We start from the raw sequence: 20688 nt of genomic DNA, 5'->3' as shown, positions 1-20688 counted from the left end.
CCGCCCAGGCCGTCTGAAACAATAAAATCGCCCTGATTTTAACAGCTTTTCCGCGCACTTGGGCGGTATGCGGCCGAAGCGCGTGCTAAAATCGCCCCTTTCTTTTTTCAGACGGCCTGATACATGAACCACCTCGCTTGGAACCGCCCGCCTTCATTATCAGAACTCTCTTGCGCCATTACCGCACACCCCAAACCGCTGTATCTGGTTGTGTGCCTGTCCGCAAACGAAATCCCCGTGTTCAGGCCGTCTGAAAACCCTTCGGCACAAGAAACCGCGTTAAGCCAAGCCATCGAAAGCAAACTCGGCTGCATTCAGTTTAACGCCGCCAATGCGCTATACGACATCTTGCCGGGCGTGCATTTGTGGCTGATGCCGCCTGAAGCCGCCTGCCGCCTCGGCGAACATTTCCCGCAACCCGTGCAATGGCAAACCGAAGCCGTGCCGCAACTGCCGCCGCCAAACGTCAAACCGTGGTTCAAGCCGCCCGAACGCCGCCCCGCAACCCGCGCCATCGTTATCGGCGCAGGCATCGCCGGTGCCGCTACCGCACGCGCGCTGGCGCGGCACGGCCTGCCCGTTACCGTGCTCGAAGCTGCCGAACCGGCCAACGCTGCCTCGGGCAACCGCCAAGGGCTGCTGTATGCCAAGATTTCGCCGCACAACACCGAACAAACCGAACTGCTGCTGTGCGGCTACGGCCACACCCGCCGCCTGCTCGACACCCTGCTGCCCGCACGCGAAAACTGGGGCGGCAGCGGCGTGCTCCATCTCAATCATAACGAAGAAGAAACCCGCCGCAATCTGGCATTGGCGGCGCAAACCCACCACGCCCACCTCTACCGCCCCGTTTGCGCCGAAACGGCCTCGCAATTGGCCGGCATCCCCCTCACGCAAAGCGCGCTTTACTGGCCGCAAGGCGTGTGGCTGAACCCGCCCGCGCTGGTCAACGCCCTGCTCGACCACCCTTTGATCGAACTGCACGCCCGCACCCCCGCGCTAGCCGCCGAATACCGCAACGGCATATGGCAGGTGAAAACCGCCACGCAAACCTTCTGCGGCAGCCATATCATCTACTGCATGGGCGCGCACAGCCCGCTGGCCGCCGCAGCCGACGTATCCGCACTGCCCTACCGCCTGATCCGCGGCCAAACCGATCTGGCCGCCGCCACGCCCTATTCCGCCGCCCTGCGCTGCGCCCTTTCCGCCGCCGGCTACATCAGCCCCGCCTGGCAGGGCGCGCACTGCTTCGGCGCCACCTTTATCCAGCACGACACCGGCAGCGAATGGCGCGCAAGCGATGCCGAAGCCAACCGCCTTACTTTGCGCGAACTGGATGCCAAACTGGCCGGAAATTTATTTTCAGACGGCCTGAGTCCGGACAGGCCGTCTGAAACCCGTTCAAACGGCCCCGCACAACCTTTGCAAGGCCATGCCGCCCTGCGCTGCGACAGCCCCGACCACCTGCCGCTGGTGGGCGCACTCGGCGACATCTATACCATGCAGCAGGCCTATGCCAAACTCGCGCTCGACAAAAACTACCGCATCCACACGCCCTGCCCTTATTTGCCGGGCGCCTACATCAACACCGCCCACGGCAGCCGCGGCCTGGCCACCGCCCCCGTCTGCGCCGCCGCCGTTGCCGCCGACATTCTCGGCCTGCCCAATCCGCTGTCGCAACGCCTGCGCAACGCGCTCTCGCCCAACCGCACGGTTATCCGCGCGGTTATCCGCGGGCAGCCGCTGCTGGCGGAAGCGTGATTCAACCAGATAAAGAGATACTCGGGTCAAGCCCGAGTATGACGAAATATAATAAATTCAGGATTAAAACGGCTTTTTGCAAAAGTATCAGGCCGTCTGAAAAAATCTGTTCAGACGGCCTTTGCCTGCTTTCAAACCAAGCTTTTCCCAATCACGTTTATTTGCCCGAATCGGTTTCGGTGATAAACCCGATTTTGCTGATGCCGGCTTCGCGGGCGGAATGCAGGGCTTGGGCAACCGAATCGTATTCCACGTGCTTGTCGGCGGCGATGGCCACGATTAAATCGGCGTTTTTCGCCTTGGCCTGCTTGAGCTGCTCGGTAACCTCTTCCAAACTCAGTTTGGCCGTGGATTCCGCACCGAGCACATAAGCCCCATCGGCATCAATGCTCAACCGCAGCGGCTCTTTGGGCTGGGTTTCCTGCTTGATGTTTTCCGACGCGGTGGGCAGTTGCAGCGGAATCGAGTGCGTGAGCACGGGCATGGTAATCATAAACACAATCAGCAGCACCAACATCACGTCCACCAAAGGGGTAACGTTGATGTCGGCCATCGGCGCATCGTCGCCGGAATTCATCGAACCGAATGCCATGGCTTAATCCTTATGGTTTAACAGTTGGACATGAAAATCATGGGCGAAGGCATCCATATCCTGAGCCAGCGTTTTGTTGCCGCGCACCAGAAAGTTGTAGGCCAGCACGGCGGGAATCGCCACAAACAAACCGGCGGCGGTGGCCACCAAAGCCTCGCCGATGGGGCCGGCCACGGCGGCAATGCTCATCTGGCCGCTTTGGCTGATGTTAATCAAGGCATGGTAAATGCCCCAAACCGTGCCGAACAGGCCGATAAACGGGGCGGTGGCGCCGATGGAAGCCAGCGCGGTCAGGCCGCCGTCGAACTGGCGCAGGTTTTGGCTCATGCTGTTGCGGATTTGGCGCACAAGATATTCGTTCAGCGGCACGGCGGCGGCGATTTGGTTGTCTTTGTGCAGGCGGTAGCTTTCGCGTGCGCGCACGGCATCCAGCGTTACCGCGCTCATCGGCGACTCTACGGTTTTGGCCTGCTCCACGGCTTCGCTTAACGATTTGGCGTTCCAAATCATCGGCTTCACGGCGGCATTGCCTTTTTTGGCCTTGCTGAGTTTGACGGCGCGCACCACAATCACCGTCCACGTTACGATACTCATCAACACCAGCAGTAAAAACACGCTGATCAACACATAATCGCCTGATTCAAAAACCAATCCTAAATTCATTGCTGTTTATTCCAAAAGTTAGTCAATCAAAATTTTTCGCCGCAGCCGCCGCTTTTTCAGACGGCCACGACACGATATCCGTTTAAAAATATCAATTTAAAGAGAAGTTTACCGACACCGCATATTCAACCCATTTGCCGCCGCTGTTGAAGCTGCCCGAACGGGCCGCACCGGCCGCCGCCCTGTCCAAACGCGCGAAACCGCTGCCTCTGGCCACCTTCACATCGGCAACGCTGCCGGAAGGCGACACCAGCACCCTTAATCTAACCGTGCCTTCTTCTCCGTTTTCTTCCGAAAGCGGCGGATACGGCGGGCGCGGAATAGAACCACTGGCTTTCACGGGGTTGCTGCGGCTGCTGCCCGCACCGCTGCCGCCGCCTTCGCCGTGGCCGTCGCCGCTTCTGCTGCCGCTGCCTTCTCCCCTGCCCGTGCCACGGCCTTCGCCGCTGCCCGATCCGCTGCCTTTGCCCTGTATTTTGGCATAGCCGCTGCCGTCGCCCGTGCCGTCTTTGGCTCTGGCGGGGCCGGCCGCTGCGGGTTTGTCGGATTCAGCCGCCGGTTTTTCAACCGGTGCGGCAGCAGGTTTTTCCGCCGCTTTTTCCACCGGTTTCTCAACCGGTTTTGCTACGGGTTTCTCCACCGGCTCGGGCTTGGTTTTTTCCACCGGTTTGGGTTGTGGCTGCTCTTTGGTTTGGCGGATATCGGCCTGTGTTTTTTGGGTAATCACAGGTTTCAGTTCCGCCTTAGGCGGCTCGGCCGGTTTGGGTTGGGGCTTGGGCGTTTCTTTAGGCTTGGCCGGCTCGGGTTTGGGCTTCGGCGGCGCTGCCGTTTCGGGCGCGGGCGCGCCCGCACCTTCGGCTTGGCCGTCGCCGCCGCCGAAATCGCCCAAATCGACAAATTCGATATGCGCCATCTCAACCTGCTGCGGCGGCCTGCCCTGCCACAGCAAAGCCATCAGCCCGATATGTAAAAAAGCCACCAGCGCGAACGTGGTGGGGGTTAAAATACGTTCATTTTTCATGGCTGAGTATGTTAATAGCAATTATTCCTGTTTGCAACTCATTTAAGGCTTCCGCACACCGATTACCGGAATTTTTACACAAATAAATTACTATAAAAACAGTGACAAAGGTTATCTGAAGTTTCGGCGGGCCGAAGCGGCAGATGCGGTTTTGCGGGGTACGTAACAGCCGCCGCATTTATACCTTCGGGTGAATCCCACATTTAAAAAGCCGAAATTTTTGCAAGTTGTTTAGGCCGTCTGAAAAAAATATTTTCAGACGGCCTTTCAGATTTTTAAAACCCACCCGCCTTGCTACAAACGGTTTTCGGCCAAAATGGAAATTTTCGGCAGATACAACAGATCGCAGGTAGGTTTGTTGAGCAAGTCGGCCAGCGTAAAGCCGTCGAGATAATTCAAAAACGCTTTCATCGCCCCGCCGATTATGCCCGCCAAACGGCAGCCCGGGGTGATCAGGCATTGGTTGTTATCGCCCATGCACTCAACCAGCTGCATCGGTTCCAAATGGCGCACCACCGCGCCGATGTTGATGTGTTCGGGTGCGCGGGCGAGTTTGAGGCCGCCGCCTTTGCCGCGCACGCTGTCGAGAAAGCCGCCTTTCACCAGCGCGGTAACCACTTTCATCAAATGGCTTTTCGATATGCCGTAGGTGTCGGCAATGGTGCCGATGTTGGCTAGGGCATCGTCGTTTACGGCGGTATAAACCAGCACGCGCAGGCCGTAATCGGTGTGTTGGGTTAAATACATGATCGTAATGGGTTTGACTTATCGGCAAGATAAGTTTCATAATATATGAAACTTATAAAATTATCTAGCAGCAACGCCATGAAACCGCTGAAACGCCACCCCGATTTAATCGAACGCTCGCGCGAACACCATCATTCGCTGGCATTGTGCGTGCGTATTCTGCGCAACCCCGCCGATAACCATCAGGCCGACATCGAGGCCCACCTGCCCGACCTATTGATGCATTTTTCTGCCGAAGAAAGCCAGTTCGCCCCGCATTGGCACAACATCGACCCTGCCCTGCGCGCCCGTTTCGAGGCCGACCACCGCCAATTGCGCGCAATGGCCGCCGCGCCGCAATACGGCAGCGAAACATGGAACACCGGGTTTGCGCGCACACTGCGCGACCACGCCCGCTTTGAAGAACGCGAGCTGTTTCCTGCCGTAGAACCGTTTTTATAAAGTATCCGAACTTTTCAGGCGGCCTGTTGCAAAGGCCGCAGCCTGCGATACACACCGTAGGCCGTCTGAAAACTTTCTGCTTTAAGCTTGATAACAAAGAAATTACCGGCGCAAAACAACGGGCCGGCAACACACCGAACGCAAATTTCCCGCTCAATTTCAGGAACCGCCATGAACACTTTCTTTAATCACCCCGTATGGGCAATGGCTTTCAGGCCGTTTTATCCGCTGGCCGCGATTTTCGGCGCGCTGTCGGTGCTGCTGTGGGGCTTGGGTTATCAGGGCACGGCAGAGCTGCCTTCGCTCTATTGGCACGCCCACGAAATGATTTGGGGCTATGCGGGCGCGGTGGTGGTGGGCTTTCTGTTAACCGCCGTCGCCACTTGGACGGGGCAGCCGCCCACGCGCGGTGCGGCGCTGGCGGGCTTGGCCGCCTGCTGGCTGGTGGCACGGATTGCATTGTATTTTCCGCACGGCACGGCTTTAAGCGGCATCGCGGGAACGGTGTTTTTTTGGTATGCGGCGGTGTGTTTGGCTCTGCCGGTTATCCGCAGCCGCAATTCGCGCAACTATATTGCGGTGGCGGCGCTGTTTGTGTTCGGCCTGACCCATGCGCTGTTCCATCTCTATTTGCAACCGTTTCACGCCGCCGCCCTGCTTAACGGGCTGATGGCGGGCCTGATGATGGTGGCGGGCTTTATCGGCTTGGTGGGTATGCGGATCATGCCGTTTTTCACCGCCAAACGTTTGAATATCCCGCAGGTTGCCACGCCCTCTTGGGTGGCGTTGTCGGCCTTGCTGCTGCCCATGCTTGCGGCGGTGCTGATGATGCTGCAAACCGCCCTGCCCGTGGCCGCCGTGGCGGCGGTGGCGGCGGGTATCATCAATATGGTGCAGGTGTGGCGCTGGTGGAACGGCAAAGTGTTGCGCGAGCCTATGCTGTGGGTGTTGTTTGCGGGTTATCTGTTTACCGCGCTCGGCCTGATTACCGGCGGCGCGGCGCAATGGCAGCCGGCCTATCTGAGTTTGGGCGTGCACCTGACCGGCGTGGGCGGCATCGGCCTGCTCACCGTGGGCATGATGGCGCGCACCGCGCTGGGGCACACCGGCAGGGCCATTTATCCCGCGCCCGCATCGGTAACGGCAGCGTTTTGGCTGATGGCCGCCGCCGCCCTGGTGCGTGCCGCCGTTGCGTTTTCAAGCGGCACGGCCTATACCCACGGCATCCGTTTTTCGGCCGTTTTATTCGCCTTATCGCTGCTTGTGTATGCCTGGCGTTATACCCCGTGGCTGCTCTCGCCCCGCGCCGACGGCAAGCCGGGGTAAGGTGTTTCAAGCCAATTACTTAGCAACCGTTCCGTCATAGCTCTTCTTAAGTTGATTTCTATTAATAACGGCTTGAGGCCGTCTGAAAATGTTTCAGACGGCCTTCGTTTTTCAACAACCTTGTTTCGATTGGATTTTTTCAGTAACAGGCGTACACTGCGTTTTTTTATAGCAACCCGGTTCCGTTATGCAACACAAACCGTCTTCCGCCGCAGCCGTTCTGGCTGCTTTGGGTATCGTTTACGGCGATATCGGCACCAGCCCGCTCTACACGTTGAAAGAAAGTTTTGCCGCTTCGCACATCGGCGTGGGCGAAACCGGCGTGTTGGGTTTTGTTTCGCTGATTCTGTGGGCGCTGATTTTGGTGGTTACGCTGAAATACGTGCTGTTTATCCTGCACGCCGACAACAAAGGCGAAGGCGGCGTGGTGGTACTGATGCAGTTGGCGGCGCGCCATTTGCAGGGGCGGTATGCCAAACTGGTTTTGTTTGTGGGCTTGGGCGGTACGGCCTTGTTTTTCGGCGATGCGGTGATCACGCCCGCCGTGTCGGTGCTCTCGGCGATGGAAGGTTTGAGCGTGGCCAACCCCGCCCTGTCGGGTTGGATTATGCCGCTTGCGCTGGGGGTGATTATCGGCCTGTTTGCCATTCAGAAACACGGCTCTTCACGCATCGGCGCGCTGTTCGGGCCGGTGATGCTGGTGTGGTTTTCGGTGTTGGCGGTAACGGGGATTTACCAGATTGTGCAACATCCTGCCGTGCTGAAGGCTTTAAACCCCTATTACGGCTTCTATTTCGCCACCCATCACGGCTGGGGCGGCTTTGTGAGCCTCGGCGCAGTGGTGCTGGCGGTAACCGGCGCCGAAGCACTGTATGCCGACATGGGGCACTTCGGCCGCCACCCGATTCAGACGGCCTGGCTGGGTTTGGTGCTGCCCTCGCTGGCATTGAACTACGCCGGTCAGGGCGCGTTGCTGCTGCGCCGCCCCGATGCCATCGAAAACCCGTTTTTTCTAAGCGTGCCCGAATGGGGCTTGGTGCCGCTGATTATATTGGCCACCGCCGCCACCGTGATTGCCAGCCAAGCGGTGATTTCTGGCGCCTATTCGCTGATCAGACAGGCCATCCAGCTCGGATTTTCGCCGCGTATGCAGATCAGGCACACCAGCGACACCGAAATCGGCCAGATTTATGTGCCTGCCGTCAACTGGATGCTGCTGGCCGCCGTGATTACCGTGGTGCTGGCTTTTCATAGTTCGGGCAACCTGGCGGCGGCCTACGGTATCGCCGCCACCGGCACCATGATTCTCACCACGCTGTTGTTTGCGGTGGTGATGTGGAAAAACTGGCGCTGGCCCAAAGCGGCGGTGCTGGCGCTCACGGCGGTGTTTCTCACTTTCGACCTCACTTTCTTCACCTCCAACCTGCTCAAAATTCCCGCCGGCGGCTGGTTTCCCGTGTTGGTGGCCCTTTTACTGGTGTTCACCTTCAGCACCTGGTTCCGCGGCCGCCTGCTGATGCAGCGCCGGCAAAGCAACCACGGTTTGGCGCTGCTGCCGCTCTTAGACAACCTTTTGGCTTATCCGCCGCAAACCGTGCCGGGCAATGCGGTGTTTATGGTCAGCCATGCCGACAGCGTGCCGCAGGCGCTGCTGCACAACCTCAAGCACAACAAAGTGTTGCACGAGCGCAATTTCCTGCTCACCGTGCGCACGGGCGAAGTGCCTTATGTGGCCGAAAACGAGCGCCTCACTATCACCGAGCTGAACCCGCGCTTCACCCGCATCACCGCCGATTACGGCTTTAAAGAAAGCCCCGGCATGGGCAACATCATGAAAGCCGCACGCTTGCAGGGCTGCGAACTGGCGCTGATGGAAACTTCGTTTTTTCTCTCGCGCGACAGCCTGCACATCGCCGGACGCACGCCCGAAGGCCACATGAACCGCTGGCGCAGCCGCTTTTTCAAATGGCTCTATAAAAACAGCACGCCGGTTACCGATTATTACCGCATCCCCGGCAACCGCGTGGTAGAAATGGGTTCGCAGCTGGATTTGTGAAGCCGGCGGTTATTCCAACGCATGAGGCCGTCTGAAAAGTTTCAGACGGCCTCATGCGTTTATCTGCCAAACTACCAATTGTAGTTTTCTTTATCCATTTTTCTCGCTGCGATGGAAGCGCCCAGCAGAAGCGTGCGCATCATGCGTTCGGTGGCCTCGATCAGCAGGCGTTCGCCATCGACGATGGCCTGTTCCAAACTCATGGGAATCGGCACGATGGAAGCGATGGCGTCAATGCCGATGTCGTACACATCTTGCGCACCTTTGCCCAGCGTGCCGGCCAGCGCCACTACGGGCACGCCCATATTACCGGCGCGCCAGGCGATTTCGGCGGGCACTTTGCCGCGCGGGGTTTGAAAGTCGATCGCGCCTTCGGCGGTAATCACCAAGTCGGCCTTTTTCAAGAGGCCGTTCAAATCGAAACCGGCCAGGCCTGAATCCAGCAAGGCTTCAAAACGGGAAACCAATTGTGCGCCCACCGCAGCCAAGCCCGCACCCAAGCCGCCCGATGCGCCCGTGCCCGATCCTTTGGCAAAATCCACCGAGCCGGCCTGCGGCAAACGGTATTCGGCGAGTTTGGCCGCCCAGTTTTCAAAGCCTTTTTCAAGCTCTTCCACTTGTGCGGGCGTGGCGCCTTTTTGCGGGCCGAACACGCGGGCCACGCCGCGTTCGCCGGTTAAGATATTGTGGGCGTTCAAGGCCATCACCAGTTTGACTTTGCCGTCGCGGATGGCGGCGGGCAGGCCGCTCATATCCAGTGCGGCCACTTGCTGCAAATAACGCCCGCCCTGGCCGACTTCGTTGCCGCTCTGATCGGTAACGCGCGCACCCAAGGCCTGCAAGGCGCCCAGGCCGCCGTCGCTGGTGCCGGAATCGCCGCAGCCGATCAGAATGGTGTGGATATCGTGTTCCAACGCCGCCAAAATCAGCTCGCCCACGCCGTAGGTGGTGGTTTGGGTCGGGTCGCGCATATCGCGCGGCACCAGGCGCAAGCCCGCCGCTGCTGCCATTTCCACTACAGCCACGCCTTCGGCCGTGCCGCCCAACAAGGCAAAATGGGAATTAACCGGCTGCCCCACCGGGCCGGTAACGGTTTTGCGCACCAAGCGCCCTCCGGTTGATTTGGCCAGCATTTCGGCCGTGCCCTCGCCGCCGTCGGGCATGGGAATGGCTTTGATAAACGCGCCCGGTATGGCGCGGCGCACGCCTGCGGAAATGGCTTTGGCCACCATATCGGCATCCAGCGATTCTTTAAAACCGGCCGGTGCGACCAAGATATGTTGAGGAATAGCAACAGTCATTTGAGTTCCTTTCGGCAATAAAATGAAGCGATTAAAAATTATTTAACAAATAGCGGCATACCGAGCAGGGGCCATATAAAGAAGGCAAAGGCCAACACCAGTGCCACGCTGATGGGTGCCAGCCACATGCTCAGGCGCAAGAGGTCGCGGCCGGAATAAGTGGGCGCATCGTCCACTTTGGCATACAGCGCCATCGGTTTGGCCGAACTGCTCATGGTGTGGCAAAAACCTGCGGCGGCGGTGGAAGCGAATGCAGCCGCCACGGCGGATACGCCCACTTCGGGCGCCAGCGACACCACAATCGGAATCAATACGGCCGAACGTGCCGAACGCGATTGGATAACCAAGTGCGCGGCGGTGGAAATGGCCACGATAATCACCACAAACAACACGCCCGCGCCCATGCCGCTGCCGCGTATCGAACCGAGCATACTGTTGGCCGCCCAAGCCGCCGCGCCGCTGGTAACGAGCGCCGAACCCATCGCCAGCGTTGCCGCCATAAAAATCAGCAGCGACCACGGCACCGATTTCAGGGCTTTGCCCAAATCCACCACGCCCAAGCCCGTGCTGCTCATCATCAGGCCGCCGGCCAAGGCGATAATCGCCGGATGGATGCCGTGCGCAGGTTCGGTACACCACAACAAAATCACACCGCCCACCAGCCAGCAGGTTTTCACCTGATCGGGCGTGAACCTGCCGCGTATCGGAATGGTGGTGTGGTTTTGCAGGTCGCTCACCGAAATCGTCAGCGCCTGTTTACGGTCGTCGGCGGAGGTGAACAACATCAAAATCAGCTCCACGCAGATCACGCTGGCCACAACGGCCAAGGGCATGCCGTAAAACATCCAGTTGGTAAACGAAAAGGCGGGGAAGCCGCTGGCGGCAAGAATCTGGCTGGTAATCAGATGTGCGCCGGCGCCCAAATAAGAGCCGACGGCAGAGAGCAGAATCACCGAGGGAAACAGCAAAGCCAGCGCCAACACCAGTTTGCTGCGGTCGCGCAACACCGATGCCAATGCCAGAAAAACGGGCATTGCCAGTGCCGCGCGGCCGGAAGTGGAGGGCACGGCAAAAGCAGTGGCCACCAAGGCCGCACCGCTCAAGTGCATCAGCTGGCGCGGCGTTTTCGCCCCCGAAACGATGAAGGCGGCGGCGCGGGTGGCCAAGCCCGACGCAGTAATGCCCGCCGCCACCACAAACGAGCCAAGCAGCAGCCATACGGTGTCGTCGCCCAGCGAATCGAACAGGATTTTTTCGGGCAGCACGCCCATCACCACCAGCAAAACGGCGGCGCCCAATGCCACATAAGTGTCGTCGATATCGGTAAAAATCCAAAACCACACCGCCACGGCAAACACCGACAAGGTAACCGCACCCTGCGTGTTGAGCGCACCGGCGGCATCGTCGGCCGCCAACACCGTCCACCACACCACCAGCGCCGCCACAATAAAGGCAGCAACGGCGGCAGCGGCGTGTTTGCCCGAAAACTTCGACAGCCAGCTTTTTTCAACGGCATCCTGCTGCACCGCGCCATAGAGGCCGTCTGAATAGCGCGGGTTGTTGAGGTTGAGCGAAGAACGGGTGCGGTAAAAGATTTTCCCGTCCGCATCGTGATCGGAAGAAGAAATACGGTTCATGCTGGTTCTCTCCCTTCCAGATTAGCGTTCTTGCTGCATGGCTTCGATGGCGGCCTGCCGCACCTGAGTTTCTTCGGCTGCTGCGGCAGCGTGCGCCAGCGGGATATCGATGCCGAACACCGTGCCGTGTTCCATGCTCGACTCCACCCAGGCATAACCGCCGTGCGCGTGGGCAATGGCTTTCACCACGGCCAAACCGATGCCCATTTGCGGGCCTTGCAAGTCGGAGCGGCGCACCGCCGGATTAAGCGGCTCGAAAATGTTTTTCGCTTCTTCTTTGCTCAACGGCATACCGTGGTTCACAATCCAAAAGCTGGCCATGCTCTGGCCTTCGGGCGGCCTGCGCACGGAAGCACCGATTTGGATTTCTTCGCCGCCGGCGTTATGCGCCACCGCATTGCGCGCCAAATGGTGCATGGCGGTGAAAATATGTTTGGTATCCATAAACGCGCTGGCATCTGCGGCTTCGGCAATCTGCCAAGTATGCTCGGGATACTGCTTGCGCAGCTGGCCTGCCAGTTTTTCCACAAAACTGTCGAGGCGGGTTTCCTGGTCGTGCAAAAAGCCTTCTCTGCCGCTTTCGAGCAGCAGGGCGAGGTTTTGCGACAAACTCTGCATTTTCGCCAGCGAGCCGTCGAGCATCACCGCCTGCGGCGAGCCTTCGGTCAGCTGTTTTCTCACCTGTTGCAAATCGTGCGCCTGCTCCTGCGCCTGCTCGAGCACTTCATACAAAACGTGGTTTTGTTCCAAATGCGCGCTGCTTAAGCGGTCGAGCATTTTATTGATGGCTTTGGCCAGGCGCGACAATTCGTTGTCGCCCTCTTCAGGCAGGCGGGTGGACAAATTAAACGAGTCGATGCCGTCTGAAAGTCTGGTGAAACGGTGTATCGGCGCCAAAATCTGCCCGGCCACCACCCAAGCGATCGAAACCACCAGCAACAGGCCGCCGAACATCATGCCAAAGAGGATGCGCATATTGCGGTGTACCGCATCGATATTGTTTTGCACGAAATGGGTGTAAAGCATCACGCCTTGCTCGCCGTTGCTGCCGCGCACCACGCTTTTGCCCCAGCGCAGTTGGCCGTCGGCCGTTTCTTCCACGCCCGAGCTTTTCTCGTTGTTAATCATCTTGTTGAGGCGTTCGCGGTCGCCGGCCAAACGCTCGCCCGCGTCTCTCGAGGCGTTGTCCACCACCAGCACATCGGTGGGGGTTACCGCAACAAATGCCTCGCCTTTATCGGGCGTTTGCCGTTCGAGATAGGTTTCCATCAGCGCCGTTACCGAGGTAAACGGCCTGCGGGTCTGCGGGTCGAGCGCTTCGCGCGCAAAAGCGTTGAATTCTTCTGCTTCCTGCACAATCGCCGCGTTGGCATCGGTGTGCACTTGGCGGATAAATATCGAACGCGCGGTTAGAATCAACACCAGCACCATCAGCACCGTGGTCAGCAAAATCCAGCCGGCAATACGCCAGCGTGCCGTGGCAGACAAACCCAAAAGTTTGTTTCGTTTCATTTTTTGCCCCTTTCAGATGTGCCTGCGCTTGCTGCGGCGGGCGTAGGATCTTGGTCGGGATAAATATGCTTCACCGAACGGGGCGTGTAAGAAAGCGGAACTTCCTGGCCTGTTGCACCTTCTTCAAGCCCCTGCTTGCGGGTTTTATCCAACCGGATATCCAACACCGCCGAAGAAAGCTCCGGCGCAGGCACTTCGCGCGTAATCTGCTGCGCCAGTATGGCCACCGCAAGCGGCACGCACAGCACCAATACGATGATGATTAATCTAGATAGCATGGGGCACCTTGCAATAAAAAGTCATTAACATACAAATGAAATAATTTTTGAGAGTGGCAATCATCCTATACCGCCAAGTAAAAAGCTTATTGATTGTGAAAATTCATCATTTACAAAACCGTTCAAACACAGCGCATCGTTTAACAACCGTAAAAATTTATATGCCTATATAAATATTTCGAAAATAAAGTTTTACGGCCGTAATCATCATTTAAAAAACTTCACCGTCGTTTTAATGCGCCGGAAACAGGCCGTCTGAAAAAATCCGCCTTTTCAGACGGCCTGCATGGTTTTAAACTTAGGCTTTTTCCAACCTGCCTTCCACCGAGGATTCCATTATGTCCAACCGCATCAAAGCCGGCATTGTCGGCGCCACCGGCTACACCGGCGTAGAGCTGCTGCGCCTGCTGGCCGCCCACCCAAACGTTGACGTTTGCGCCGTAACCAGCCGCAGCGAAGCCGGCATCGCCGTGGCCGATTATTTCCCCAGCCTGCGCGGCGTGTATGACTTGGCGTTCCAAACACCCGACGAAGCCGGTTTGGCACAATGCGACGTGGTGTTTTTCGCCACCCCCAACGGCGTGGCCATGAAAGAAGCGCCCGCGCTGCTCGCGCAAGGCGTGCGCGTGGTGGATTTGTCGGCCGACTACCGCCTGCAAAACATTCCCGTTTGGGAAAAATGGTACGGCATGGCGCACGCAAGCCCCGAAACCGTTGCCCGCGCCGTGTATGGTTTGAGCGAAATGAACCGCAGCAGCATCGCCCAAGCCCAGCTGGTGGCCAACCCCGGCTGCTATCCCACCTGCGTTTCCCTCGCCCTTTTGCCCTTATTGAAGGCAGGCCGTCTGAAAGAAAACATGCCGCTGATTGCCGACTGCAAATCCGGTGTTTCCGGCGCGGGCCGCAAAGCCAACGTGGGCACGCTGTTTTGCGAAGCGGGCGACAATTTCAAAGCCTACGGCGTGGGCGGCCACCGCCACCTGCCCGAAATCAAGCAAACCATCAGCGGCCTGCAAAGCAACGTGGCCGAGGGCTTGGTGTTCGTGCCCCACCTCACGCCGATGATACGGGGCATGCAGGCCACCATGTATCTGCACCTGCACGACGGCACCGACCCCCACGAACTCTTGGCCGGTTTCTACCACAACAGCCCGTTCGTCGACATCATGCCGCCGGGCAGCACACCCGAAACCCGCAGCGTGCGCGGCGCCAACCTCTGCCGCATCAGCGTGCAGCAGGCGCCGCAAAGCAATGTGTGGATTGTGTTATCGGTTATCGATAATCTGGTAAAAGGCGCGGCGGGGCAGGCCGTGCAAAACATGAACATCATGTTCGGCTTCAACGAAGAAGCCGGCCTTAACAACGCGCCATTGCTGCCCTAACCCGGCAAAGCGCGTATAATCGCCTTGTTTTACACCCATAACTTTCAGGAACCGAGCATGAGCATCCAAGAGCAGATTAAAGAAGTGGTTACCACCCACCGCGTGGTATTGTTTATGAAAGGCACCAAGCAGTTTCCGCAATGCGGTTTCTCTTCGCGCGCCGTGCAGATTCTGCAAGCCGCAGGCTGCGAAGATTTCGTTACCGTTAACGTGCTGGAAAACGAAGCCGTGCGCCAAGGCATCAAGGAATACAGCAACTGGCCGACGATTCCGCAGCTGTATATCAACGGCGAATTCATGGGCGGCTCGGACATCATGATGGAAATGTTTGAGGCAGGCGAACTGCAGGAAGCATTGAAAGCCTAAACCCCAACCCGTTAAAAAACCTCAGGCCGTCTGAAACACACTTTCAGACGGCCTGAAGCCTTTAATCGGTTATAATCACCGTTTGAGACCTTTGCAAAAAAACCAATTCAACTCTGAAAAGGTCGCCGTTTTTCTTCGCCGCACGCGGTTCGCAATCCATCCCGCGACAACAAAACTAGGAACCCGCCATGAACCCTCAAAAAGCCGTGGTCGTCTTTTCAGGCGGCCAGGATTCCACCACCTGCCTGATTCAGGCCATCCGCCGATACGGCAACGACAACGTTGAAGCCATCACCTTCCGATACGGCCAGCGCCACGCCATCGAGCTGGAACGCGCCCGCCGGATCGCCCAAGATTTGGGTGTACGCCAAACCGTGCTCGATTTGAGCCTGATGCAGCAAATCACCCATAACGCGCTAATGGACGAAACCGCCGAAATCCAAGCCCCCGCAGGCGGTGTGCCCAACACCTTCGTCGACGGCCGCAACGCCCTGTTTCTGCTGTACGCCGCCATCTACGCCAAAAGCCGTAACGCCCGCCACCTCATTACCGGCGTGTGCGAAACCGACTTTTCCGGCTACCCCGACTGCCGAGACATCTTCATCAAATCGATGAACGTTACCCTCAATCTGGCGATGGACTACGATTTCCAAATCCACACGCCGCTGATGTACCTCACCAAAGCGCAAACCTGGGCGCTGGCCGACGAATTAGGCTGTTTGGACTATATCCGCGAACACACCCACACCTGCTACCACGGCGTGGCGGGCGGCTGCGGCGAATGCCCGAGCTGCGTGCTGCGCGAGCGCGGTTTAACAGAATACTTGGCGGGCAAAACAGCATGAAAATCACCAAAATCTTCACCTTCGATTCCTCCCATATGCTCGACGGCCACGACGGCAAATGCCAAAACCTGCACGGCCACACGTATTCGCTCGAAATCACCGTTTCAGACGGCCTGATCGAAGCAGGCGCCAAAGCGGGCATGGTGATGGACTTTGCCGACTTGAAAACCATTGTCAAACAAACCGTTATCGAGCCGTTCGACCACGCCTTCATCTACCACGGCGGCAACGCGCGCGAAAGCCAAATCGCCGCCTTGCTGGAGGGCTGGCAGATGAAAACCCTGCGCCTAAACCGCCGCACCACCGCCGAAAACCTGAGTGTGGAAATCTTTGGCCGTCTGAAAAGCGCCGGACTGCCCGTGTGCAGCGTCAAACTGTGGGAAACACCCACCTCGTGCGCCGAATACGAAGGAAACTAAACCATGCAAACCTTAGCAACCATATTGGCCTTAATCGTGGCCGCCGAACATTTTTTATATTATGTATCTCGAAATGTGCAAAATCCCCAGCCCGCAGGCCGCCCGCATTTTCGGTCTGCCCGAAGAATTTATGCAGCAAAAGCGCGTGCAGGTGATGTTCAGCAACCAGGGGTTGTATAACGGTTTTCTGGCCGCCGGCATCGTATGGGCGCAGTTTTTCGCGCCGGAAAATGCCCGTGCCGAAGCCACCTTGCTGTTTCTCGGCTTCGTGATAACCGCCGCCCTTTGGGGAGCCGTTACCTCAAACAAAGGGATTCTCATCAAACAGGGCTTGCCCGCGCTGTTGGCGTTTTTGGCCGTGTGGGGCGCAGCATGACCGAAATCCGCCCCGAAAACCCCGCATACCGCATCGTCGAAATTTTCGAGAGCCTGCAAGGCGAAGGCTACAACACCGGCATGAGCGCCGTGTTTATCCGCTTGGGCAAATGCAATCTCGCCTGCGCCTGGTGCGACACCGATTACCTCACGTTCACGATGATGAGCCTGGCCGATATTTTAGGCCGTCTGAAAAGTTATACCGCCCGCAACATCATCATCACCGGCGGCGAACCGACCATACAGCCTCATTTGGCGGTGTTGCTCGATGCCTTGAAATCGGCCGGCTACCGCCTTTATTTGGAAACCAACGGGTTGAATCCCGCGCCGCCGCAAATCGATTATGTGGCCGCCAGCCCGAAAGCCTGCTACGCGGCCAAGTATGAACAGCAGTGCATTGAAACGGCAGACGAAGTGCGCATCGTGGCCGACGGCGATGTGCTGGCGTTTTGCGCGGCGATGGAGCAGAAAATCCGCGCCGAACATTATTATCTTTCGCCCTGCGAACGAAAAGGCGAAATGAATATCTACGAAACCATCCGCCAAATCGGCCTGTTAAACAGCCGCCCCGATGCCGCCGTACATTGGCAATTGAGCGTGCAAACGCACAAATGGGCGGGGATTGAATAGGGCGGTGGAAAAAACAGGCCGTCTGAAACACCCAATCGCCGTCATACTCGGGCTTGACCCGAGTATCTTATTAATTGGAAAGAAACAGCAGATATTTGCATCCAACCCGGGCGTAATGGTAAATAATTTTTAGCGGTGTTTTTTTGAATTTAAAAAAGTATCAGGCCGTCTGAAACCTTTTAGACGGCCTGTTTATCCACCCTGCCCCGCTTCAATCCAGCAACAAGGCATCGTCCGACACTTTCTCGCCGCGGGTCTGCTCGAACAAATCCAGCAGATCGGGCACATCCATGCCGGCGCGCTGCTCCCCCGCAACGTCCAGCACCACTTTGCCGCGGTGCAGCATAACGGTGCGGCTGCCGTGGTCGAGGGCCTGGCGCATGGAATGGGTAACCATCATTGCCGTCAGTTTGTTTTCGGCGATAATCTGGTCGGTCAGCTCCAGCACGAAAGCAGCGGTTTTCGGGTCGAGCGCGGCGGTGTGCTCGTCGAGCAGCAGGATTTTGCTCGGCTGCAAGCTGGCCATCAGCAGGCTCACGGCCTGGCGCTGGCCGCCCGAAAGCAGGCCGATGCGGTCGGTGAGGCGGTTTTCCAAACCGAGTTTCAGCACGGCGAGCTTTTCGCGGAACAGCTCGCGGTTGGCCTTATTCAACGCAAACTTCAAGCCTCTCTTGCGGCCGCGCGAATACGCCAGCGCCATGTTTTCTTCGATGCTCAGCGCTTCGCAGGTGCCCGCCAGCGGGTCTTGGAACACACGCGCCACCAAATGGGCGCGTTTGTGCGCGGGCAGGCGGGTAACGTCTTGCCCGTCGATATGAATGCTGCCGCTGTCCACCGGCAAATCGCCACTGATGGCATTGAGAAAAGTGGATTTGCCCGCGCCGTTGCTGCCGATAACGGTAACGAATTCGCCGTCTTGAATGTGCAGGCTCATGCCGCGCATGGCGGGGTTTTCAATCGGAGTGCCCGCGTTGAAGGTTACTTTCAAATTATCGGAGCGCATCATGATGTGGTTTTCCTTGTAAGCGAGCGTTTAACCGCCGGCAGGCGCAGGGCGATAACCACCAGCACGGCGGTAATCAGGTTCAAATCGGTCGGGCGCACGCCCAAACTTTGCAGAAATTCGTTGCCCAAGGCAAAAGCAATCAGCAGGCGGTACACCAGCGCGCCCACGATGGCGGCCAGCGTAATCAAGATAATACGCTTACTGCTCAGCAGGTTCTCGCCGATAATCACCGCCGCCAAACCGATAACGATGGTGCCGATGCCGCTGGCCAAATCGGCGCTGCCCGTGGTTTGGGCGAACAGCGCGCCGCCCAAAGCAATCAGGGCGTTGGAAATCGCCATGCCGAGCACCACCATTTTCGAGGTGGCCACGCCTTGCGCCTTGGCCATACGCGCGTTCACGCCGGTGGCGCGCATGGCCAAACCGGTTTTGGTGTTGAAAAACCAATCGAGCAGCAGTTTGGCGATAACCACAAAGCCGGCGATAATCAGCGGCTGCACCCAAAACTGGTTGCTGAAATCGGCGGCCACAAACGGCTCGAACACGCTCGGCGCACCAATCAGCGGGATATTGGGCGTGCCGCCGGTAATCCGCAGGTTAACCGAATACAGAGCCACCATCACCAAAATGCTGGCCAAGAGCGGCAGAATTTTCAACGACACATTCAACCACGCCGTTACCATGCCCGCACAAGCGCCCGCCGCCGCACCGGCAAAGCAGGCCAGCCACGGGTTGACACCCGAACCCACGCATACGGCAAACACCACCGCACCCAAAGGAAAGCTGCCGTCGGCAGTCAGATCGGGGAAATCGAGAATGCGGAACGAAATCAGCACGCCCAGCGCCACCAGCGCATAAATCAGGCCGGCTTCGATACCGCCGAAAAAAGCAATCAAGCTCATGTTTGGTCAAACTTTCTATCAGGTTGCTTGCGTTTTCAGACGGCCGTCTGAAAACACAATCAGCCAACCTTTGCGGTTGGCCAATCGTTTATCAAACCGAATCAACCGGTTACTCTTGCACTTCTTTAGCCTGCTTGAGCAACTCCTCCGGCAGGGCGATGCCCTCGGCGGCGGCGTTCTTTTTACTTAAAAACAGGTCTAAAGTTTCCATACGGGCCGACGGGATTTCGCCCGCTTTCTTGCCGTTTAAGATTTGGAACACCACATCGCCGGTTTTCTTGCCCAAATCATAATAGTTCACCCCCAAAGCGGCCACCGCACCGCGTTTCACGGAATCGGTATCCGAAGCAACCAAAGGTTTTTTCATTTCCACGGCAGCTTTATACATGGATTCGTAAGAAGAAACCACATTGTTGTCGAGCGAAGTGTAAATCAAATCGACTTTACCGTTTAAGCTGCGCGCGGCGGTGAGCACGTCGGAAGAACGCTGCGCAGGGGCCGCCACCACATTGATGCCTTGAGACGAGAGCTTGGCTTTAAGCTGATCCAGCACGATGGTGGAATTCACTTCGCCCGGGCTGTACACATAACCCACGTTTTTCACCGCAGGCACAAGCTTTTTCATCAAATCGATTTGCGGCTCCAGCGGCAGCTCATCGGAAACACCGGTTACATTGGTGTTGGAAGCCTCCCAACCCGGCACCAGCTTTGCCGCCACGGGGTCGGTTACGCCGGCATAAACCACGGGAATGGTTTTGGTGGCGGCCACCACAGATTGCGCGCTCGGCGTTGCAATCGCCACAATCACGTCGGGATTGCTGCCGGCAAATTTCTTGGCAATCTGCGCCGCATTGGCGGTGCTGCCTTGTGCGCTTTGAAAATCAACCGTCAGGTTTTTACCCTCTTCGTAACCCTTGCTTTTCAATTCGTCGATCACCCCTTTGCGGACGGCATCCAAGGCGGGGTGCTCCACAATCGCCGTGATGGCTATTTTTTTATTGCCTGCCGCGGTAGAGGTGCCCGATGCCGCAGGCGCGGCGGCTTGCTCGGCGGGAGAACAGGCAGCCAGCAGCAAAGCGGCCACGGTGCCTAAAACATATTTTTTTGCGGGTTGGTGGTTCATTGGAAGTTTTCCTTATTGATAAAGCAGGTGCCTGGGCACGAACTGTGTAATGGTATTTTAATTTTTTTAAAAAATCACCGCCCGTACAGGCGGGCGGCTGTAAATCTCCACACCAATAATAATTTAATATTTTAAAAAATAAATAATATTTAAATTTAAATTTCAAATTTAACATTATCTTTTAAATAAAAAATCAATTATGGATTTTTTTAAAGAAAAATATGGTTATCTGTCAACATATCGCTCCGCCTAAATACCGAGACCTTTGCAAAACGGAATAATCCTTGAAAACAATAAGGCAGGCC

20 protein-coding genes and 1 pseudogene are annotated in these 20688 nt (G+C 57.4%); 10 read left to right on the top strand and 11 right to left on the bottom strand.

The features are described from left to right. Window positions 1–123 precede the first annotated feature (123 nt). Window positions 124–1761, top strand: a complete 1638-nt coding sequence (gene mnmC1, locus H3L92_RS01745; RefSeq protein ID WP_085365038.1) for an FAD-dependent 5-carboxymethylaminomethyl-2-thiouridine(34) oxidoreductase MnmC1 — start codon at window positions 124–126, stop codon at window positions 1759–1761. A gap of 157 nt (window positions 1762–1918) precedes the next feature. On the opposite strand, the gene H3L92_RS01740 is transcribed toward mnmC1, so the two are convergent. From H3L92_RS01740 to H3L92_RS01725, 4 genes are all read right to left on the bottom strand, one after another. Further along, window positions 1919–2353 (bottom strand): ExbD/TolR family protein, encoded by a 435-nt coding sequence (locus H3L92_RS01740; RefSeq protein ID WP_085365039.1) that lies wholly within the window; start codon window positions 2351–2353, stop codon window positions 1919–1921. A 3-nt stretch (window positions 2354–2356) separates the two neighbouring features. After that, window positions 2357–3016, bottom strand: a complete 660-nt coding sequence (locus tag H3L92_RS01735; RefSeq protein ID WP_085365040.1) for a MotA/TolQ/ExbB proton channel family protein — start codon at window positions 3014–3016, stop codon at window positions 2357–2359. 91 nt (window positions 3017–3107) lie between these two features. Then, window positions 3108–4037, bottom strand: a complete 930-nt coding sequence (locus H3L92_RS01730; RefSeq protein ID WP_085365041.1) for an energy transducer TonB — start codon at window positions 4035–4037, stop codon at window positions 3108–3110. A 294-nt stretch (window positions 4038–4331) separates the two neighbouring features. Next, on the bottom strand, window positions 4332–4784 hold the full coding sequence (locus tag H3L92_RS01725; protein WP_085365042.1) for an RrF2 family transcriptional regulator: 453 nt from the start codon (window positions 4782–4784) through the stop codon (window positions 4332–4334). A 78-nt stretch (window positions 4785–4862) separates the two neighbouring features. On the opposite strand from H3L92_RS01725, the gene H3L92_RS01720 reads away from it, so the two are divergent. The 3 genes from H3L92_RS01720 (at window position 4863) to H3L92_RS01710 (ending at window position 8607) form a co-directional block, all read left to right on the top strand. Beyond that, window positions 4863–5225, top strand: a complete 363-nt coding sequence (locus H3L92_RS01720) for a hemerythrin domain-containing protein (RefSeq protein ID WP_085365043.1) — start codon at window positions 4863–4865, stop codon at window positions 5223–5225. A 171-nt stretch (window positions 5226–5396) separates the two neighbouring features. Further along, window positions 5397–6551 (top strand): NnrS family protein, encoded by a 1155-nt coding sequence (locus tag H3L92_RS01715; RefSeq protein ID WP_085365044.1) that lies wholly within the window; start codon window positions 5397–5399, stop codon window positions 6549–6551. Between the two features lie 187 nt (window positions 6552–6738). Next, on the top strand, window positions 6739–8607 hold the full coding sequence (locus tag H3L92_RS01710; RefSeq protein ID WP_085365045.1) for a potassium transporter Kup: 1869 nt from the start codon (window positions 6739–6741) through the stop codon (window positions 8605–8607). 71 nt (window positions 8608–8678) lie between these two features. Here H3L92_RS01710 and H3L92_RS01705 read toward each other — a convergent pair whose 3' ends face one another. Genes H3L92_RS01705 through H3L92_RS01690 form a run of 4 tightly spaced genes read right to left on the bottom strand, consistent with a single transcriptional unit; the run spans window position 8679 to window position 13335 of the window. Then, window positions 8679–9908, bottom strand: coding sequence for a glycerate kinase (locus H3L92_RS01705; protein WP_085365046.1), 1230 nt, complete (start codon window positions 9906–9908; stop codon window positions 8679–8681). Between the two features lie 38 nt (window positions 9909–9946). Beyond that, window positions 9947–11545, bottom strand: a complete 1599-nt coding sequence (locus H3L92_RS01700; protein WP_085365047.1) for an SLC13 family permease — start codon at window positions 11543–11545, stop codon at window positions 9947–9949. A 21-nt stretch (window positions 11546–11566) separates the two neighbouring features. Beyond that, window positions 11567–13057, bottom strand: coding sequence for a sensor histidine kinase (locus tag H3L92_RS01695; protein ID WP_085365048.1), 1491 nt, complete (start codon window positions 13055–13057; stop codon window positions 11567–11569). Continuing rightward, window positions 13054–13335 (bottom strand): hypothetical protein, encoded by a 282-nt coding sequence (locus H3L92_RS01690; protein WP_143824301.1) that lies wholly within the window; start codon window positions 13333–13335, stop codon window positions 13054–13056. The genes H3L92_RS01695 and H3L92_RS01690 overlap by 4 nt, the downstream gene beginning before the upstream one ends. 338 nt (window positions 13336–13673) lie before the next feature. On the opposite strand from H3L92_RS01690, the gene argC reads away from it, so the two are divergent. From argC to H3L92_RS01660, 6 genes and pseudogenes are all read left to right on the top strand, one after another. Beyond that, a complete protein-coding gene (gene argC / locus H3L92_RS01685) occupies window positions 13674–14717 on the top strand; it encodes an N-acetyl-gamma-glutamyl-phosphate reductase (RefSeq protein ID WP_085365050.1) in 1044 nt (347 codons plus the stop codon). Between the two features lie 57 nt (window positions 14718–14774). Next, complete coding sequence (grxD, locus tag H3L92_RS01680; protein ID WP_085365051.1) at window positions 14775–15083, top strand: Grx4 family monothiol glutaredoxin; 309 nt, start codon at window positions 14775–14777, stop codon at window positions 15081–15083. A gap of 188 nt (window positions 15084–15271) precedes the next feature. Next, complete coding sequence (gene queC, locus H3L92_RS01675) at window positions 15272–15928, top strand: 7-cyano-7-deazaguanine synthase QueC (protein ID WP_085365052.1); 657 nt, start codon at window positions 15272–15274, stop codon at window positions 15926–15928. Then, a complete protein-coding gene (gene queD, locus H3L92_RS01670; protein WP_085365053.1) occupies window positions 15925–16347 on the top strand; it encodes a 6-carboxytetrahydropterin synthase QueD in 423 nt (140 codons plus the stop codon). Before queC ends, queD begins: the two co-directional genes overlap by 4 nt. A 3-nt stretch (window positions 16348–16350) precedes the next feature. After that, window positions 16351–16723 (top strand): annotated as a pseudogene (locus H3L92_RS01665) (DUF1304 domain-containing protein). Continuing rightward, window positions 16720–17352 (top strand): 7-carboxy-7-deazaguanine synthase QueE, encoded by a 633-nt coding sequence (locus H3L92_RS01660; RefSeq protein ID WP_085365054.1) that lies wholly within the window; start codon window positions 16720–16722, stop codon window positions 17350–17352. The pseudogene H3L92_RS01665 and the gene H3L92_RS01660 overlap by 4 nt, the downstream one beginning before the upstream one ends. A gap of 211 nt (window positions 17353–17563) precedes the next feature. On the opposite strand, the gene H3L92_RS01655 is transcribed toward H3L92_RS01660, so the two are convergent. The 3 genes from H3L92_RS01655 to H3L92_RS01645 all read right to left on the bottom strand — a co-directional run bounded on the left by H3L92_RS01655 (window position 17564) and on the right by H3L92_RS01645 (window position 20383). Further along, entirely contained in the window at window positions 17564–18358 is a 795-nt protein-coding gene (locus tag H3L92_RS01655; RefSeq protein ID WP_085365055.1) for an ABC transporter ATP-binding protein, read from the bottom strand. Further along, entirely contained in the window at window positions 18355–19260 is a 906-nt protein-coding gene (locus tag H3L92_RS01650; RefSeq protein ID WP_085365056.1) for an ABC transporter permease, read from the bottom strand. Before H3L92_RS01650 ends, H3L92_RS01655 begins: the two co-directional genes overlap by 4 nt. A gap of 109 nt (window positions 19261–19369) precedes the next feature. Next, window positions 19370–20383, bottom strand: coding sequence for an ABC transporter substrate-binding protein (locus H3L92_RS01645; protein ID WP_085365057.1), 1014 nt, complete (start codon window positions 20381–20383; stop codon window positions 19370–19372). Between the last annotated feature and the right edge of the window lie 305 nt (window positions 20384–20688).

The organism is Neisseria dentiae (assembly GCF_014055005.1).
Classification (GTDB): Bacteria; Pseudomonadota; Gammaproteobacteria; order Burkholderiales; family Neisseriaceae; genus Neisseria; species Neisseria dentiae.
The sequence above is the reverse complement of the archived record's forward strand: the minus strand, read 5'-3'. Positions and strand labels throughout refer to the sequence as shown.